This is a genomic window from Hominimerdicola alba (assembly GCF_900109655.1).
In the GTDB taxonomy this organism is placed as follows: Bacteria; Bacillota; Clostridia; order Oscillospirales; family Ruminococcaceae; genus Hominimerdicola; species Hominimerdicola alba_B.
In genome coordinates, this window is record NZ_FOAT01000008.1 from 112,618 (window position 1) to 131,327 (window position 18,710).

Consider the following 18,710-nt stretch of genomic DNA (forward strand, 5'->3'; position numbering starts at 1 on the left):
TAACTGCCGCCCGCCGACCATGTAATCTTTATAAATTAGTCAAAATAGCCCTTAGCAGCCAGAAGCTCAGCCAGCAGAACAGCACCGCCTGCTGCGCCTCTCAGTGTGTTGTGAGACAGGCAAACGAACTTGTAATCATACTGAGTATCTTCTCTCAGTCTGCCGATGGAAACAGCCATGCCGCCCTCGAGATTTCTGTCGAGCTTAGCCTGAGGTCTGTCGTTCTCCTCGAAGTAGTTCAGGAACTGCTTGGGAGCGGAAGGCAGATTGATCTCCTGAGGAACACCAGCGAATTCCTTCCATGTCTGGAGGATCTCTTCCTTGCTGGGCTTGTTCTCAAAGCTTACAAATACAGCAGCGGTGTGACCGTCAGAAACGGGAACTCTCAGGCACTGTGCAGTGATAGCGGGAGTTGTAGCGTCAACGATCTTGTCACCCTCTATGTGACCCCAGATCTTCATAGGCTCCTGCTCACTCTTCTCTTCCTCGCCGCCGATGTAAGGGATAACGTTATCCAGCATCTCAGGCCATGTCTCGAAAGTTCTGCCTGCGCCGCTGATTGCCTGATATGTGCAGGCAAGAGCCTTTGTTACCTTGTACTTAGCGTGCAGAGGAGCCAGTGCGGGAACATAGCTCTGCAGTGAGCAGTTGGACTTAACAGCGATGAAGCCTCTCTTTGTGCCCAGTCTCTTTCTCTGGGAAGCGATGATCTCGATGTGCTCAGGGTTGATCTCAGGGATCACCATAGGAACGTCATCGGTATGTCTGTGAGCAGAGTTGTTGGAAACAACAGGGCACTCAGCCTTAGCGTACTTCTCTTCCAGAGCTCTGATCTCATCCTTCTTCATGTCAACAGCGCAGAATACGAAGTCAACCATAGAAGCGATCTTCTCTACATCGTCCTCAGCGTTGAGGATAACCATATCCTCCATGGACTTAGGCATAGGATCAGCCAGCTTCCACTTGCTGCCAGCAGCCTCTTTATAAGTCTTGCCTGCGCTTCTGGGGGAAGCAGCCAGACATACTACATCGAACCAGGGGTGCTTGTCGAGAAGCAGAGAAAATCTCTGACCTACCATACCGGTCGCACCGATGATACCTACCTTAAATTTCTTTTCCATAACAAAAAACTCCTTTTCCTCTCACGCTCATCGTCACGATAGCCAAATCAGCTGTTATACCGCGTCGAAATTTTGCGCAAAACATAAAAAATTGACAAATAACAAAAAAACCGGTTGAAAACCGGCGCATCATACAATATAATAAGAATGTTGGCAAAATAAATTTTCCGCCGATAGCACTCCATCATAAAGCCATGATGACAACCGATGACCTATTAAACCATCAGTCAGCAAACGATATCCCACATCGCAGCTTCGGCAGTTTTACCTTTCACATCGGTCATTCGGCATGGGGTGCTAAGTCCTCGGGAAATATCTCAAAGGACAGACCGTGCTACTCTTTTCAACTGCACCTCTATCTGTTCTGGAATTAAGGATAACACATATTCCGCCGCTTGTCAATAGAAAGCGCCCATGTTCCGAAAAGTTTTATATGAATTTTCTGTAAATTGTCAGCAAGCAGCCGCAGATTTTGTACATTACGCGGCATACGATATAAGCAAGGAGAGTTTAAAATGCTAGACCTGAACAACATGAAAAAGTCCGATTTTTTCTATGAGCTTCCACAGGAACTCATAGCCCAGACCCCCATCGAGCCAAGAAACGCATCAAGGATGCTTTGCCTTGACCGAACCACAGGTGAGGTGGGTCACGACCATTTCTATAATCTATGCAACCACCTCAAAAAAGGTGACCTGCTGGTACTGAACGATTCACGAGTTCTACCTGCACGTATCTACGGCGAGACCGAGGATACTCACTCATTCATCGAATTCCTGCTGGTTGAACAGCGGGGCAATCTCGAATGGGAGATACTCTGCCGCCCCGGTAAAAAAGCCCGAGTTGGCAGACGTTTTGTCTTCGGCAACGGACTTCTCACCGCCGAGATAACCGAAGTTCTTGAAGACGGCAACCGTATAGCCAAATTTGAGTGCAGTGATTCCACCAATTTCTTTGCCGCTCTCGACGAGATAGGACAGATGCCCCTGCCACCGTACATAACCGAGAAACTCAAAGATAAAGAGCGCTACCAGACAGTATACTCCAACGAGATAGGCTCTTCTGCAGCCCCAACGGCTGGTCTGCACTTTACTAAAGAACAGCTTGCCGATATAGAAAAAATGGGCGTGAATATCGCCTATGTGACTCTTCATGTTGGTCTCGGAACTTTCCGTCCTGTAAAGGAAGACAAAGTCCTCGACCACAAAATGCATCGTGAACACTATGAGCTTCCCCAGCGTACCGCTGACCTAATCAACAAGACCAAGGCAGAGGGCGGTCGTGTTATCGCAGTTGGAACTACCTCATGCCGCACCCTCGAAAGCGTAGCCGCATTTCATGGTGAGATAAAGCCTTGTGATGGCTTCACAGAGATATTCATCTACCCGGGCTTTGAATTCAAAGTCCTCGATGGTCTGATAACCAATTTCCACCTACCCGAAAGCACTCTCATCATGCTGGTATCCGCTTTTGCAGGATACGAGAATACCATGAATGCTTATAAAATTGCCGTTGAAGAAAAATACAGATTTTTCTCCTTCGGTGATTCAATGTTCATCGCCAACGGCGCAAACAGCTGATAAACAAACAGAGCGTATGCTATCAATGCATACGCTCTTATCGTTTTAATCAAGAACTCACTGTTATTCGTCTAGCCAAATACAGTAGTACTCCTCATCATCGTCCCAAGGTGTGCTCCCGTCATCGGGACCAACATATTTCAGCTGATCTCCCCTAACGATGATCGAACACTGATGCTCAGGCTCCCAAGGGCAGTCCGCCGTGATGCTGTAACCGATCTCGTCAGTGCCGTCTTCGGGAAGCTCCACATTAAGGTAAGGTCTTGTGAGATACTTCAGTATATCTCCGCCGGATTCAAAATCAGCCACAGCCTTGTCAGTATCCTCGGCAATATCATCGTATATGCCCATTGCCTCCCACTCATTACGCATATAATACATGAACTTCGCCAGCTTGTCGCGCAGATCAGCCATAAATTCGGTATCATCTTTTAAACGACCATAGTGAGCTACGCATTTCTCAGCATACACGATATCATCATCACTTTCACCGTATATGGTAATATCCATCTCACCTTTAAAAAGCGAGTCAGCATCAAACTTGCCGTACAGCCAGCCAAGGCCGTCCTTATCATGGACGATATCTCTAATAGTACTCATTATTTTCTCCTTTATCTGTCAAGAAAATCAGATTGTCAGCGAAGTCTGCTCTTCAATGTATCTGTCAAGATACCTGTAAACCAGCCCCCACATATCTAGATCGGTATTAATGTACAAAGAGTTCTCCAACTCACTCAGCTTATCACTTAACTCCTCATAAGCACCATCGTTTTCTCCACCTGCAATGATCTCACTGTAATGCTCATCGAGCTTCAGTGCCTGCGAAAGCACTTCCGCATCATCATCATCTCCGATAGCCCTGAATGCATCTATCATCTTCCGAAATATATCCACTGAAAAATACCCATAATAAGGCGTCGGGAAACCTTCCATGACGAGCACCGCGTCAAAATCAATTATCAGAAGTGCATTGTATACCGCATCATCACATTCAGACCACTTATCTTCATCATAGCTATACATTTCCATTGACAGTTTCTCGCACAGTGACTCTCCGGTAAATCTTTCGGGCGAGATATCGCTTCCATCCAGCCATTTCATACATTTAACACCTCCGAAGACTTATAATCACAGACCGCAGCAGTTCTTGATACCGCCGCGATCTGTCAGCTTTTTTATATGCCGTCCTTAGTATCAACACCATGCGCGGTCTTTTGTTTATTCTTGCTCTTGCCCGCAAGAGCTTTCCAACTCTGCTTATAACAGCTGTATGCAGCTTCAAATTCCACAGCTGCCGGTTTGTATCCACCGAAACATACCATCTCAAACAGGGATACAGCCCTGCTTATCTCAGCACCTCTCTTGGTACCCAAATCAAGTATCTCACCGGGTGTCATTCCGCGAATATGCATATCCTTGTCAGATGATATCTCCAGCAGACGAACTATCCGCTCATACAGTGCCAGGGTTTTTTCGGGTGTATTATTGCGGAACTTCATTCTTATTCGGAAGAACAGCTCGATTATCCTGTCAATGAATATCACGAATACAAGCACGAACACAACGCCAAGGAACAGTGCTATCTTGCTGAAATAATCCATGAATGTCCTGATAGCCTTAGCAGCGTTATTACCGCCTCCGTTCTCTGTTCCCTTATAATCGGGAACTGTCGGGTCGAAAGTCACCCATCCTGCACCTGGGATGTATACCTCAACAAAGGCATGAGCATGGCTGTCACGAACAACCAGATCGCCTTCATCATTGCGCTCATACGCCGCAAATCCCTCAACGTATCTCGCAGGGATATCCAGCGCCCTTGCCATCAGCACCATTGAAGTTGCATAGCTGGTACATACGCCTGTCTTGCTCTCAAAAAGGAAATAATCTATCGATTCATCATCGGGGATATATTCAAGGTCGTAGATATAGCCGTTATCCTCAAAATAATCCACTATAGCCGAGCATTTGTCAAAATCAGTTTTGCAGTCCTTTGTTATGTCCTTTGCAAGCTTTGCAATATCTTCAGTCACACCGCCTTTTTCAGTGTAGCGATCATAGATACTGACTATCTGCGAGTAATCCTCGGGGCTGACATCACCGTAGTATACACCTCTTGTCATCATCTTCTCAAAGCTTTCCCAGCTAAAAGGCAGACGGCTGACATAATCGTACTCAGCGTCCTCCTCGGGAATAGCGCCATAGCTTACTCCAAGTCCACCGTAAGCCGAAGAATATCTGCTCTTGTAATAAAATTCGCCGTGAACGTTCCTAAAGCCATAATCAAGGCTTTCAGTTTCTGCCATTATCGGAGCCGGTATATAGCTGGGGCTGTAAGTCGAACCCGAAAGATTCAGCCATATCTTGCTCTTGTACTCGTTCCCGAACAGATCTTCAGTAAGTCCGAGATCCTCATACCTGCCTGTAGCCGCCATAGACTTCAGAAGTTTATGCATATACAGCGGAGAATTGACTATATTATCCGTACCATCATCGGCACCGTACCAATCCCTGTATTCGTCCCTAAGCACCCACTGATCAGCTCTGAACAGATCAAAGGACTGCCTGCGCATATAAATGGTTTCAACGTCCTTGGTATCAACAGTGAATAAAATCTCCCCTGTCGAATTAGCACCGAATCTCGGTGAAGATACATCATTAAGATCATCGTAATCCGTAGTGTTTGAGTTCAGATAATACTTGAAAATACCTTTGTTTGCTTCAAGCTGTGACTTATATTCAGGCTTCGGAAGAAGCATGGTCAGCGCGCCTACAAAGGTCACGAACAGCGATATCCCGACAGCATAGGAACGGTTCATTATCATATTTCGCTTCTGCTTTTCGGTATAATCATCCGCTACCCTCTTCTGATGTATCATCATCGCCAGGAACACAGTCATCATGAAAGTCAGACTGAGGGTGTTCAGGTTCTGCGCACGCTTACCATAGATAACAAACGGGAACATGGTCGTCAGCATTACACCGAAAATCCTGAACCTGTAAACAGTAAAATAGTAAAGTATAGAAATGATGAAGAATCCCATACCTACAAATAGAAAGGCATTGTAGTAAGTTACCGAACCCACTTCCTGTGAGTTCACGTAAAACCAGTCTATAAAGCTGACACCGGTTTGCTGCCAGCCGTTGCCTATCAACCACCCCGAGAAAACTAGTATCACAAGTCCCAGAGTGATATAAATAAAGAAACGCCATACCTTCCGCTTCTTTATCTTTTCAAAAAACCAGAAAAGAATACATTCGTATGCTACGAATCCCGCTGTAACAGTCTTGACGAAGTAATCATAATAAGTCCCGAATATAACATTCATCACGACCGCACCAAGCAGCAGCGGAAGAAAATATTTAGCTATGGAAGCATAGAGCCATTTCAGCGGTTCTTTCTTATCAGTCATGGCTCACGCCCCCTTTAAGTTAGTTTTTCAAATTCAAATTCACGGCTGACCGTCCACATATCACTTCTGACAGCACCCAGGCCGCTCTCTTTGACAACGACCAGTGTACCCTCAAAATTCTCCATCAGTTCAGTCAGCTGATCGGTCATCTGTCCGGTGCATGAAGTAAAGCATATCATCGCCTTACCCTTTTCATTTATATCGTGATCGACCATCCTGTGTTCATCCGGATAAGGAGCGATGCCCGCAAGCCTCTCCTGAAGCTGTATAAGCGACGCCTCGTCAACTATCTCAGCCATTTCCCACTTATCATCGATGAAATAGTTGTACTCACTCTCATAGCCCGACCTAATCAGCATCGAAAGCATAGCAAGCGAGCCTTCGATCGTGATATCCATCATGGTATAACTAATCAGATCAGGAGTTGGACATTTGGGCAGATCCATTCTGAATATCTGGCTGGAAGAAGTCACCTTTTCATCAAGCCTTACCATCAGCTGATCCTTTTTTGAACTCAGCTTCCAGTTGACCCTTTTCAGTGGGTCTCCGGGAACATAGCCCCTGTGTTCATAGCCTGGTACTCCCGTAAGTGCAGATGAAGTTTCGTTTGATTCCTCATCGCTGTCGTCAAAAGATATATTCTGAGATACCGACCTCAACACCTCGCTCTGAGAGCCTGTATCAGGTATCCTCGGAAGGATCTTCACCAAACATTTTTCGGGAAGATTTTTCTTTTTCATGCTGAACAAGCTAAGATAATCAGTGAAAGATATCTTTTCCACCGCGACCTCAGCACCGCCGCAAAGTATGGCTTTCAGCGGTATCTCTATGCTGTCTCCCCGCAATCCCGTACATATGAACTTGTACGCCAGCGAGCTGTCCCCACCCTCAATATTCGGAGTCACCGACAGAGTCACCTCGATAAAGGTGCTGGGAAAAAAGAATTTTTTATTGAAATCCAGTCTGGCAGTCAGTTCATCGCCCTTGTTGACGATATTTCCTGAAAGCCCCATGGAAATATCTATGCTCGCATGGGATAAAGTCAGCATCGCCAGCGATGTAATAAGCGCCACGATAAGCAGTACTGCAATGAAAATTCCTCCGCTGCCGCTTATCAGATAGCCCAATCCGACCGACAATGCCAGACACGCCAGAAAGCTTATCAGGTTTTTTACAGTCTCCAATCTGATCACTCCGCAGTAGTAGGACTTTGTACCGTCATCGCCACAGCTTTAAGTGCAGCGCCGTTGTCTTCAAAATTTGATTTGCCCTTGGGTGAAAGCATAAGCCTGTGGGCAAGCACCTCGACCATTACCGACTTTACATCATCGGGAATAACATAACTTCTGCCCATAACATATGCGTAGGACTTCACAGCCCTCAGCAATGCTATAGAACCACGAGGTGAAACACCAAGCTTTATATACTCGGAATTTCTCGTAGCAGTAACGATATCGAGGATATACTTTCTGATGCTGGGAGCAGTAGCCACTTTCTGAGCTTCTTCCATCAGCACAGCGATATCGTCTGTACTCATTACAGCCCTCAGGTCTTTAGCCGAGATAAGATTCTCACCATTTGACATGATACGAAGTTCGTCCTCATAGGCGGGATAGCCCATGGATATCTTCATTATAAATCTGTCCATCTGTGCTTCGGGCAGATGATAAGTACCGTATGTTTCAACTGGGTTCTGGGTCGCCAGTGTCATGAAAGGCACAGGCAGACTATGGGTAACACCGTCGATGGATATCTGATGTTCTTCCATTATCTCCAGCAAGCTGGACTGTGACTTAGGTGAAGCACGGTTTATCTCGTCCGCCAGCAGGAAGTTGCACATGGCAGCACCCTCTTTGTATTCCAGTTCTCTGGTCACCTGATTTATCATAGAGAATCCGACGATATCCGAGGGCATAACGTCGGGGGTCAGCTGTATACGGTTGAACTTGCCCGCAACAGATCTCGCTAGTGCAGAAACCAACTGTGTCTTACCAACGCCGGGAACGTCCTCTATCAGAACATGACCACCGCAAAGCATGGCAGTTACTATTTTAAGTACTGTTTCCTGCTTGCCGACGATGACTTTCTCTATATTCGCTACCAAAGCTTCGATCTTACTGTTCATCAAATATCCTCCTGTTCAGGGATAACTTATGCGCAAAATCCACGCATATCATACTATATTATTATACCATAAATATGAACCAATGTCAACCAAATATACGACAAATACATAAATTATACAAATTTCGGATCCGCCATTTCCGGCAGACCCGACTATATATCCTATTTAATGACTATGCCGCAAAAAAGCCGTCATTTTCTGCGCCTTACGCCATTCTTTGCAAGTCTTTTGTCAGACCTTCTTCTTGGCTTCAAAAATACCTGCTCTTCCTTTTCGGCAGATTTATCTGAAGCTTTTTCGGCAGGCTTTTCAGTCCTTTCAAGACAGACAACATTCTCGATACCCATAGTATGCGGGAACATATCCACCGGCTGAATGAATGTGGCTCTGTAGCCCTCTTTCTTGAATATCCTTAGGTCACGCTCCAGAGTTTCGATACTGCATGATACGTATACTATCTTCTCAGGCGCAAGCTTCACCGCACATCCGATGAACTCTCGGCTGGCACCTGCCCTAGGAGGATCCATAACCAGCACATCAAAGCTGTCACCGCGGGAAGCCATTGCCTGCATAAATTTGCCTGCATCATCGTTGAAGAACTTGATGTTATCCAGACCGTTCAGCTCCGCATTGACTTTAGCGTCTTTGCAAGCAGATTTGTTAAGTTCTACACCTGTTACTTCTGCACCGTTCTTTGCACATATTATGCCTATGGTACCTGTTCCGCAGTAAGCATCGATGACCTTAACGCCCTTGCGTATGCCCGCTGCTTCAACTGCAAATTTATACAATTTTTCGGTCTGTGTCGGATTTACCTGATAGAATGAAGCAGGTGATATCCTGAAACGACATCCGCAAAGCTCGTCCTCAATATAGCCCTTGCCGAAAAGTATAAGGCTCCTGTCACCAAGAGTCAGCGGCATACCTGTCGGGCAGATATTATGTACTATCGTGGTTATCTCGGGGTGAGCTTTCACCAGCGCCTTAACGAAATTATTCTTCGCAGGAAGCATCGGAGATGCAGTAACCAGCACAACCATGACCTGTCCCGTGGTGAAAGAAGTACGAATCAGCGTATGTCTGAGCAAACCCTCACCTGTACGAAGATCATAGGGTCTTATGCGCATATCTTTCATAAGCACCTTGATGGTCTGAACGATAGGCGAAGCCACCTCGGCTTCAAGCATACAATCGTCCACCGCCACCATCTTCTTTGCGTTAGACTGATAAACTCCTGAAATTATACGCTTTGAGCTGTCCGTTGCGAAAACGGTCTGCACCTTGCACCTGTAATTGTAAGGCACTTCCATGGGCACGATGTTCTCGACTTTTCCGAAGCCCGAAAGCATACGCGCGGCTTTTTCCTGCTTTCTTGCAAGCTGTTCGCTGTAGCTCTCACTAAGCTGACACCCGCCGCATCTTTTGAAACATCGGCATTTTCTCTCACCGGTTGTATGATCTGTGATGACCTTTTTAGGCATATCTTGCCCTCCCGAATATATATTTTCAAACTGTGCGGGCTTTTCCCACACAGATTTACTTTCACTTTACCTGCGTCGAAAGTCTTTCTTTCAGACAAATACCTTCCACATCCAAACCAAGATATGAACAGCATATCGATTATACCATGTTTAAACTCGCCTGTCAACGTCCGCAAACGTTTCAGAGAAAAATTCACACAAATATAAAATATCCGTACAAAAAGGACAGCCGCACAACCGTACAGCTGTCCTTTTTTACATCACGAAAAATTATTACTCATCACCGTTATCAGCATCTTCGGAAGTTTCTGCCTCAGCTTCTGCTTCAGCATCATCCTGCTCTTCGGGATCATCTTCATCTGCCTTGGTTTCTTCCTCTCCGCGGGCTGACTTGCGGCGGGCATCGCGGGCTGCAAAAGCCTTTTTCAGGTCTTCACGCATTTCCTCTTCGTCCTCGTCATCATCTTCCTGCTCTTCCCTCTCGAAGAAAGCTTCTGCCGCAGCAAGCTTCTTACGGCGCTTGCTTGTGGGCTTCATTATAACAAGATACTCAACCGCTATGATTATCATAGTCAGCGCGATAGCAATTATGATGAACAGATTACGTACAGTCTTGTCAACACCGCCGCCGTTATTATCAGCAGCCTGTGCAGCCCTGTCCTGCACGTCGGTCACAATAGTATCATCCTCAATTATGATATCATAAGTCTCAAGTTCATCATTATTGAACACTACATCAAAAGAAGTCTCGCCCGCAGACAGCATCTTGAAAACGCCGTTTTCAAAGCTTACTATGCTGGGATCAGCAACAACGATATTCCTGTAATTCTCGATACCCATCTTCGAGGGCGGAGCCTGACCAATGCTCTTCTGAACCCTTACCAGCTTGTTGAGCTTGGGAGCCTGAGTTTCCTCACCATTGTATCCGGGCGCATCGGGATTTGCGATAATACCGTTCTCAACTGAATAGGATATCGGTATACCTGTCTTGTTATCCAGTGTGGTAACAGTCAGGAACAGTGTGGTTGAGACCATATCCTTATCCAGCACTTTGAAATTCAGGGTAACATAATTGCCCTGGAACTTGCTTCCCGAATCATTGGTATAGTTGAATACATACTTGCCGTTGAAGCTGTTCTCGGCAGCCTTGCCGCCTGCCTCGGGATTTATCTGTGTGCTTTCCAGCTGCAGAAGTGCGGTATCAAATGCAACCGACATCAGTGCGCTGGATACAGCAGAATCAGCTTCTATCCTAAGCTCTACGGATACGGTGCCATCCTTGATCTCGCCGGGCTTCAGATAGACCTTTGAAGGTGCAGATGTTGGCTTATCGGGAACAAGAGTAGTCGCCTTGTTCTCCATGGCTGTAACTTCATTACCTGCAGACTGAGCAGGGTCATAACCGGGGTCCGGAGCTGTAGTAGTTGTAGTCTCCTCGTATCCGCCGTTGTCATAGCCGTTATCGTAATTATAATCGTAGTTATTATAATCGTAGTTGTTATAATCATAAGTATTGTAATCATATGTCGGATCGTAGCCGTATTCCGCATAAACAGCAGGAACAGTAGCAGTCACCGCCAGAGCCGCAGCAATGACCGCAGCAAACCTTTTTATAAACATTTTTACCACTCCCGAGAAATATTTTTCGCTATACACAGCAAAAACCTCTATATTTTTGTAATACAGAGGCATCTGCTTTAATAATAATTATTATCAGTCAACCATGGTGACTTTTTTCATCACCTGGGGCTCCAGAGGCTTGTCATTGAAATCGACCTTTACATCAGCTATCTCATCAACTACCTCGATACCCTTTACTACCTTGCCGAAAGCTGCATAGTCACCGTCAAGGTGAGGAGCATCTTCGTGCATGATGAAGAACTGCGAGCTTGCAGAGTTGGGCATCATGGATCTTGCCATGGAGATAACGCCTCTTGTATGCTTGAGATCGTTATTAACTCCGTTTCTTGCAAATTCGCCCTTGATCTTCTCATCAGAGCCGCCCATGCCTGTACCCTCGGGGTCGCCGCCCTGTATCATGAAGCCCTTGATGACTCTGTGGAATATCAGACCATCATAAAAGCCCTGCTTTACAAGCTTCTCAAAATTTGCAACTGTGATAGGTGCCTTCTCGGGATAAAGTTCGATAAGTATCTCCTTACCGTTTTCCATTTCTATTTTAACCATTTCCACTTTCCTCTCTGTTTATCAATCGGCATTGCCGTAAAACTTTTTTTCTTCTTCCTTTGACTTTGGCAGCAGACCTGCGTCGTATCTCTTCTGAAGATCCATGAAATACTCGCTTTCGGGAGTCCTGCTCTTTTTAAAAAGTGAGGACTTCTTGACTTCATCAAGCATGAAAAAATCGCGCTTGCCATCGGTATTTACACAGTAGAATCTGTTGACCTTATCAAAATCCCCGTTCTCATTTATTCTGTTCTTATCAAAGCAGCAGAAGATATCTCTTGCCATAAGATCGCAGAGTCTGAGAACTCTTGTATAGTTGGAAGCATCTTTCCACGCATCAAGTTCATCTTTGAAATACTGCTGAACAGGTACACCGTTGACCTCCATGCGCCTGATTATCCTTGCCAGGCACACCGAAGCGTCATGATCTGTCAGCTTATCAAGACGCGCGTTCTTATACTCCATTATATAATCATTTACCGTCGAATAGAAAAGTTTATCATAGGGAAATTCCTTTCCTGCTTCTGAATACTTGATTATAGGGTTGTCTGTGTTGATGTTCAAAACCTATCGCTCCTAGAAAAAAACATTTGCCCTGACCTTATTTGCGGTCACCATATTTTGCCTCAAATTCCTCGACTTTCTTGGCAAGGAATTCCTCATCGACAAATCCGATATTATCGGGATCTTCACTGTGATCAATAACACCCAGCTTCTCGATCTCGGCTTCATCAGGTTCGGATGCGACAGCTGCTATATCCTTATACTCCGCATAATCCTCGGGTCTCTTCGCATAAGGCAGATCAACAAGCTTCTTATCGACCTCAGCCTGTCCAACCTCGCTGAATTCAAATTTTGTATTCTCCACCTCAGCGACCTTGGCTTCATGCTCAGCATACATAGCTTCCATCTTCTCAGCTACACCCTGCTCCTTAGCCTCGGTTATCTCTTCCTGATGTGACCTTATATATTTTTCATGCTCAACTACATAAAGCTTCTCATACTCAGTCTGAGCGTCAATTATCTCTTCACGTCCGACTGTGCTGGTGCCATAATCTGCATGAGTTTTGACGGGCTGGTTCTTCTTCTCTTCAAGTTCTGCTTCAAGCTGAGCCATCTTGGTCTTGATCATCTCAGGGTCAACGCTCTCTACCTCAAGAGTCTCGGGAACAGCTTCATCATACTTAGACTCTTTTACAGCAACGGTCTGCCTGCGTCTGGGCGACGGAGTATTCCAGATATCATCAGGATTAACGGGCTTTGCCACAGGTGCTGCAGAAGCAGCAGGTTCAGGTTTCTTTTTATTGAATAGAGCCATTATATATTTCCCCCTAGTGTAAAAATGTTCAGATAAACACCCGCACCAAATGCCTGTTCCGCGGACTTATATCTATACAAATTAATTATACTATAAACTGCACAAAAATGCAAATACTTTTTGTCATCTAATTGAGATAAATTTCAGAGAACAATTTAGTTATATTTACCTGTATTCACATTTAGTTCACTAAACGTTTTATTTTTATTGATATATCATGTAAGATTATTTGATATAATTGATTCGATATAGTATAGAGTTTATTATGCGGGTGCAATGTATAATCTTTTAACCGTTTAAAACTTTTTCTAGATAATTTTTACATTTAAATACCTTTAAGGGGGAATCACTTTGGCAAACCAGAAACTTGGAGTTACCGCTAACGAGCTGTTCGCCTGCAATCCTTTCAGAATATTGGGTCTGCCCGTTACTGCGGAGGATGAGGAGCTGACTGCTACCTACAAGAAGCTTCTCTCAATGGGAGATGCGGAGAATTATAAGACTGATTATGATTTTCCTACCGCGCTGCCGCCTTTCAAAAGAGATGACATCACACTGAGGACTGCTTATGCTAAGCTCGCCAGCAACGGCTACCGCTGCTTCGCATTCTCTGACGGCTGTTTTTCTCAGGCGCTTACCGAGGACGACGTGCTCCTTAACCTGAAGGATGTCACCTGCTATGATGCTTTCATCAGATGCTATATGTGGCTCATCACCAATGACAGAGGATTCGAGCACCCTCATCTGTGGATACTTCTTGCCAAGTATATAGACAAGCTCATAGATTCCAAGCAGAGCGAATGGAAGCGTCTGTTTGACAATCGTTTTCCGCAATCCGTAATGTCAGCAGGCAGCGACCAGATGCTGGCAGAGCTCCACGCTACTTTTAAAGATATAATACTCCTGCCTCTCAAAGAGATGGTAAGAGGTTCAATGAGATGCACTTCCGCAACTCAGATACTCAAGGCTGCAAAGATCGACGTTGACAAGGTATATCCCATGTCCAACATCGGTCAGGCTAACGGCACCGGTTCAAAGCTGAGGATAGCTTCAAAGGATATCACAAGTTCTGCAGCTTCATCAAAGGTGGAGGAAGCTCACAGCTTCGTAGCTTCTGCTTCTGCTATCACTGCTGATACCATCATAAGTGAAGAAGCTCCCAAGCCAGTTGCAAGACCTGTTGTCAATACTGTTAAGCCCGCACCTGCACCCGCTCCTGCACAGCAGAAGCCTCAGGAAGAGCACAAGGTAAGCCTTGTTGATGATGCTATCGCTGCACAGGCAGCAAGCTCACAGAGCAGTCAGGCGAGCACAGCCAGCAGTTCTTCCGGCAAGACTTCTCTTGTTGAGGAAGAGATACCGGTTAAGCATGTTGAAGCTATCGACGGTCTTACCAGACGCAAGCCCATCATCAAGAAGGAAGAACCCAAGACTCCCGGTGCATTTGAGATCCCCTCAGACAAGGATATCGCAAGCAGCTTTACTGTTAATGCTAAACCTGATGAATACTCAAAGCCCAAGGATAATATGGGTCCTGTATCCTACCGTCCCGAAGTTGTTGACGATCTGCCCTCTGCAAACGTGGGTGAAAGAACACTTGAAGCTATCGATCCTTTCGCAAGCGTCGGCACCAGCACTGCAAGAGTTATCGACGAAGGCAGCATAGCTACCGGCACAAAGCGTAAGTCTGTAAACCTCACAGGTCTTGACGGCACAGGAGCTGAAATCGCAGATGAAAGAATAGATATGCAGTTCACTGCACCCGAGGGCTATCGTCATGTTGAAGAGGAAGAAGTAGTTGAGGAGCGTGAGATCAGCAACCGTTCGCTGACTTACCTGATAAACGAAGTTGATTCCCGTACCGATGAGACTACCGATCAGCTGCTTACAGAGCAGGAGATCGAAGACGAGCTTTATACCGATACCCTTATCAAGCTGCTGCGTTCCAACCGTTCCAGCAAGATGATGAAGGAAGTTGATACTGAACACGTATATCTTAACGGCGGCGGCACCAGCGAGAATAAGGGTCCCGAGATTACGATGGAAGACATCGACATGAAGAAGAAGGACAATTCAAATCTGGATTCTGCTTACGGCTACCACAGATTCGACGAAGCTCACGCTGCTGAAGCTATCAAGGAGAAGTATAAGAACATCAACATCGGCGATATGCTCAATCCTACTGTGGGCAACTCGCTGAAGAGAGAATACCATGAAGACCCGATCAAGGAGTACATCAAATATAAGAAGGCTGAAAAGAGCCTTTCTGCTTCGATGTTCAAGGTATTCGGATTCGTTGCTCTTGTCGGCTTACTTATCTTTGTTCTTGTATTCTATCTCTAATATATGTATTCTACACGGAGAGGTTTTCCTCTCCGTGTTTTTTTCGCCTGTAGTATCATATTTTTAAATGCTGACCTTGTATAGAGTTTCACGCCTTATATCGTGGGTGATCTATCATTCCCATTTAAATACAGCTAATAATTAAGAAACAGTTGTACGTTTTTGTACAACTTTTGCAGAATTATGTCTATATTAAAATTTAAAACAATTGTTAACACAAAGTTTTCGCTGTGAAAAAGTTGATTTTTGACTGTCAGTAAGCAGTGTCAACACAATGCAGAAGGCTGAACAAGGCGTTCATACGCATTTATTCAGATCAAAAAAATGCTCGCGGCGCGAAAAGTTGAATAGTTGACTTTTGAATAAGAATCTGATATAATTTAACATGGAATAATCTAAAATATACGGGGCTTTTCACCCGCAAAGAAGGTCACACAATGAATGAAGAAAGAAGCGAACAGCTGCAGCGTATGCTGGGCAGTCTGTGGGAAGAGCTTATGCACTGCACGGACAGTGTAGGAGCTTTTGTGCTGTGGAACGACAGCCGCGAATATTATATTGATGATAATGCGCTGGGGCTGCTTGGCATGGACAGGGAGTATCTATCCTGTGATGCTTTGCGAAATGTGCTGGAGTGTGCCCTTGATGCGGAGGTATCTTCAAGTCCCGCTAAGGTGATGACAGTCCATGTTGACGATGAGGACTGTATCGCCGGCTTTGTTGTGCGCCGTGACACGGCTGTACCTCTGGCTATCGGTGAAATGTATCCCCTGCTGAACCAGAACCAGCTGGCTGAGCGAATGACCGATGCCGGTGATGACGCTTTCCTGATGCTTATAAAGCTGGAGCACATCGATGAGGGCAGAGACGAGAAGTCATTTGTCAGAAGTGCGCTGGAAAGCATGGAAAAGGTTTCTCCCGAGGGTACTTCACTGGCTTATCATTCGGGAATGAAATTCTGGGTATTTGTCAGAAGCGGAGTAAAAGAACCTCAGGAGTTCGCTGAGAATTTACAGAAGGCTGTAAAGAGTTCTTACGTTACGGACGAATTCGGAGTTGTGATAAGCAAGGAACATTCCATGACCTTTACTGGCGGATATGTGACTTTCTGCAGGAGAGAAAATGCGGCAGTAAAGGAATTCCACTATGCTTCATTTGCACTGTATGAGGCTGTCAGTGCGGGCGTTGGAACTATAAGCAGTTTTTCCAGTGCTGTGTACGAGCTTCAGAAAAACGACTACCGCAGGGTGCAGAATTTCTTCCATGTGCTGGACAGAAATTCTTTCATGTATTATTTCCAGCCCATAGTAAGCGCGAGGGACGGAAGTATATTCGCATACGAAGCACTTATGAGGACGGACAAGAAGTTCGGACTGAGTCCTTTGCAGATAATCGACATGGCAGCGAAGTACGACAGACTCTACGATATCGAGCACGCTACCATGTACAATGTGCTTGACCAGCTAAGCAAGAACCAGAGCTTTTTCAAGAAGAGGAAGCTTTTCATAAATGCCATACCTTCAAGTTTTCTCAGTGACAACGACTGGACTGAGCTTATGACTAATTATGGTGAGCTGATGGAAAAGGTTGTCATCGAGCTTACCGAGCAGACTGATACATCTGACGAGAATCTGGCTTTTCTGATTAACAGACTGAAAGAACAGAAAGTCGAGATGGCAATAGACGACTATGGTACAGGATACTCGAATACATCAAGACTTATCCGCTATGATCCTCAGTACATCAAGCTGGATCATTCGCTGATATCGGGTATAGATACTAATCTAAAGCTAAGGAGCATAGTTTCTCAGCTGATAGACATGATGCACTCTAACGGTCTTCTTGTTCTGGCTGAGGGTGTGGAAACGGAAGAAGAACTGAAAGTCCTTTCAAATATCCACGCCGATCTGTTCCAGGGATTCTATATCTCGCGTCCGAAGCCTTTCTTTATCAATGAGATAAGCGAGAGGATACGCAGCCAGATAGTGAAGTATCATCTTGAAGCCCAGGGCAATTCGGGCAAGATATATCATGCGGATTCTGAGGAAAAAGAGATAATCAAGCTCTCTGATCTTATACAGGAGAAGTACACAGGGGTATTCATCAGCGGCTGTGATGTGGAGATCATCGGTGAGGCAGGTATGCCTTCTGCGATCATGCCCATTACTGTCAAAGAGGGTGCTGAATGTAGGCTGAGGCTGAGAAATGCTTCTATAGAATCCACCCTGGGACGTCCTGCGCTGTCGCTTGGCTGCGGAAGCAAGGTAACGGTCAGGGTCAGCGGTAAAAACAGGCTCGTCAAGGGCGGTATACTTGTTCCCGAAAAGGCAGAACTGACCCTTGAAGGTTCGGGAAGCCTGACGATAATACCCGAAAGCGTAAGCTGCTTTGGCATAGGAAATGAATTCGACCTGACTTACGGTAAGATAACTTTACAGATGGATGATGAACTGACCATCACTGCCTGCGGCGATAACTGCGTAGGAATAGGCGGCGGAAAATGCAGCAGCCGCGACGGTATAAACATACTCTCGGGAACTATGGATGTAAGCTGTGCAGGCGGCAACAGTATCAGTATCGGCAGTTCCATCGGCAGAAGCGATATCACCATCAAGGAATGTTTTGTTTCCATCGGTGCGGCTTCGGCTAATCTAACGGGTATAGGCTCTATCGACGGCAATACACGAATAGACGTGGAAAATGTCAAGCTTGCTATCACGGCAAGCGGAAACACTATGTGCGCTGTCGGTGCCAAGAACGGCGGCGTTGCTGATATAAACATCAGGAACTGCGAACTGTTTTCAAACATCAAGGGCAGAGAGATAACCAACATCGGTACCCGCGGCAGTGAATGCGCGTGCAGGATATCTAATTCTGCAATGAACCTCAGCTGTGAGGGCAGTATGGTATCCGGTATTGGCGACAGTACAGGTGCCGGATTTGTTGAACTGACGGAAACGGAGATAAACATCGATTTCCTGGCGGCCGAATGCTTCGACCTTGGCTGCCGTGACGGAAAGCTTGAAATAAAGGACTGTCAGAAAAACATTCATATCAACTTATAGCGTTCAGATGGATAGTAAGTATCATCTGAAATAATATATGCTGTGTTTCAGCCTAAACAGGACTGAAAACGGCTTATGGG

Annotated in this window: 14 protein-coding genes and 1 riboswitch; of the genes, 3 read left to right on the top strand and 11 right to left on the bottom strand. The window is 45.6% G+C overall.

Annotated elements, in window-relative coordinates:
- Positions 1 to 35: 35 nt before the first annotated feature.
- On the bottom strand, positions 36 to 1,121 hold the full coding sequence (asd, locus tag BMY75_RS10390) for an aspartate-semialdehyde dehydrogenase (RefSeq protein ID WP_074833523.1): 1,086 nt from the start codon (positions 1,119 to 1,121) through the stop codon (positions 36 to 38).
- Positions 1,122 to 1,287: 166 nt separating this feature from the next.
- Positions 1,288 to 1,487: riboswitch (Lysine riboswitch) on the bottom strand.
- 149 nt (positions 1,488 to 1,636) lie between these two features.
- On the opposite strand from asd, the gene queA reads away from it, so the two are divergent.
- Complete coding sequence (gene queA / locus BMY75_RS10395; protein ID WP_081350511.1) at positions 1,637 to 2,701, top strand: tRNA preQ1(34) S-adenosylmethionine ribosyltransferase-isomerase QueA; 1,065 nt, start codon at positions 1,637 to 1,639, stop codon at positions 2,699 to 2,701.
- Between the two features lie 63 nt (positions 2,702 to 2,764).
- On the opposite strand, the gene BMY75_RS10400 is transcribed toward queA, so the two are convergent.
- From BMY75_RS10400 to BMY75_RS10445, 10 genes are all read right to left on the bottom strand, one after another.
- Entirely contained in the window at positions 2,765 to 3,301 is a 537-nt protein-coding gene (locus tag BMY75_RS10400) for a DUF6985 domain-containing protein (RefSeq protein WP_074833526.1), read from the bottom strand.
- Positions 3,302 to 3,328: 27 nt separating this feature from the next.
- Positions 3,329 to 3,802, bottom strand: coding sequence for a DMP19 family protein (locus tag BMY75_RS10405; protein WP_074833528.1), 474 nt, complete (start codon positions 3,800 to 3,802; stop codon positions 3,329 to 3,331).
- Positions 3,803 to 3,876: 74 nt separating this feature from the next.
- Entirely contained in the window at positions 3,877 to 6,111 is a 2,235-nt protein-coding gene (locus tag BMY75_RS10410; RefSeq protein WP_074833530.1) for a transglutaminase-like domain-containing protein, read from the bottom strand.
- A 14-nt stretch (positions 6,112 to 6,125) separates the two neighbouring features.
- On the bottom strand, positions 6,126 to 7,295 hold the full coding sequence (locus BMY75_RS10415; RefSeq protein ID WP_074833533.1) for a DUF58 domain-containing protein: 1,170 nt from the start codon (positions 7,293 to 7,295) through the stop codon (positions 6,126 to 6,128).
- 5 nt (positions 7,296 to 7,300) lie between these two features.
- A complete protein-coding gene (locus BMY75_RS10420; RefSeq protein ID WP_074833536.1) occupies positions 7,301 to 8,236 on the bottom strand; it encodes an AAA family ATPase in 936 nt (311 codons plus the stop codon).
- A 191-nt stretch (positions 8,237 to 8,427) separates the two neighbouring features.
- On the bottom strand, positions 8,428 to 9,717 hold the full coding sequence (gene rlmD / locus BMY75_RS10425; RefSeq protein ID WP_074833539.1) for a 23S rRNA (uracil(1939)-C(5))-methyltransferase RlmD: 1,290 nt from the start codon (positions 9,715 to 9,717) through the stop codon (positions 8,428 to 8,430).
- A gap of 273 nt (positions 9,718 to 9,990) precedes the next feature.
- Positions 9,991 to 11,337, bottom strand: coding sequence for a hypothetical protein (locus BMY75_RS10430; protein WP_074833541.1), 1,347 nt, complete (start codon positions 11,335 to 11,337; stop codon positions 9,991 to 9,993).
- Positions 11,338 to 11,430: 93 nt separating this feature from the next.
- Positions 11,431 to 11,904, bottom strand: a complete 474-nt coding sequence (locus BMY75_RS10435) for a peptidylprolyl isomerase (RefSeq protein WP_074833544.1) — start codon at positions 11,902 to 11,904, stop codon at positions 11,431 to 11,433.
- A gap of 21 nt (positions 11,905 to 11,925) precedes the next feature.
- A complete protein-coding gene (locus tag BMY75_RS10440; protein WP_074833547.1) occupies positions 11,926 to 12,468 on the bottom strand; it encodes a hypothetical protein in 543 nt (180 codons plus the stop codon).
- Between the two features lie 37 nt (positions 12,469 to 12,505).
- On the bottom strand, positions 12,506 to 13,222 hold the full coding sequence (locus BMY75_RS10445; protein ID WP_074833550.1) for a hypothetical protein: 717 nt from the start codon (positions 13,220 to 13,222) through the stop codon (positions 12,506 to 12,508).
- A gap of 351 nt (positions 13,223 to 13,573) precedes the next feature.
- On the opposite strand from BMY75_RS10445, the gene BMY75_RS10450 reads away from it, so the two are divergent.
- Positions 13,574 to 15,565, top strand: a complete 1,992-nt coding sequence (locus tag BMY75_RS10450) for a hypothetical protein (RefSeq protein ID WP_074833553.1) — start codon at positions 13,574 to 13,576, stop codon at positions 15,563 to 15,565.
- A gap of 437 nt (positions 15,566 to 16,002) precedes the next feature.
- The gene (locus BMY75_RS10455) at positions 16,003 to 18,630 is read left to right on the top strand and encodes an EAL domain-containing protein (RefSeq protein WP_074833556.1); all 2,628 of its coding nucleotides are present in this window, start codon (positions 16,003 to 16,005) and stop codon (positions 18,628 to 18,630) included.
- Positions 18,631 to 18,710 lie beyond the last annotated feature (80 nt).

Bases quoted from the DNA above. Each gene is read 5' to 3' on its own strand.
- asd (WP_074833523.1), bottom strand. From the start codon at position 1,121: ATGGAAAAGAAATTTAAGGTAGGTATCATCGGTGCGACCGGTATGGTA.
- queA (WP_081350511.1), top strand. From the start codon at position 1,637: ATGCTAGACCTGAACAACATGAAAAAGTCCGATTTTTTCTATGAGCTT.
- BMY75_RS10400 (WP_074833526.1), bottom strand. From the start codon at position 3,301: ATGAGTACTATTAGAGATATCGTCCATGATAAGGACGGCCTTGGCTGG.
- BMY75_RS10405 (WP_074833528.1), bottom strand. From the start codon at position 3,802: ATGAAATGGCTGGATGGAAGCGATATCTCGCCCGAAAGATTTACCGGA.
- BMY75_RS10410 (WP_074833530.1), bottom strand. From the start codon at position 6,111: ATGACTGATAAGAAAGAACCGCTGAAATGGCTCTATGCTTCCATAGCT.
- BMY75_RS10420 (WP_074833536.1), bottom strand. From the start codon at position 8,236: ATGAACAGTAAGATCGAAGCTTTGGTAGCGAATATAGAGAAAGTCATC.
- rlmD (WP_074833539.1), bottom strand. From the start codon at position 9,717: ATGCCTAAAAAGGTCATCACAGATCATACAACCGGTGAGAGAAAATGC.
- BMY75_RS10430 (WP_074833541.1), bottom strand. From the start codon at position 11,337: ATGTTTATAAAAAGGTTTGCTGCGGTCATTGCTGCGGCTCTGGCGGTG.
- BMY75_RS10435 (WP_074833544.1), bottom strand. From the start codon at position 11,904: ATGGTTAAAATAGAAATGGAAAACGGTAAGGAGATACTTATCGAACTT.
- BMY75_RS10445 (WP_074833550.1), bottom strand. From the start codon at position 13,222: ATGGCTCTATTCAATAAAAAGAAACCTGAACCTGCTGCTTCTGCAGCA.
- BMY75_RS10455 (WP_074833556.1), top strand. From the start codon at position 16,003: ATGAATGAAGAAAGAAGCGAACAGCTGCAGCGTATGCTGGGCAGTCTG.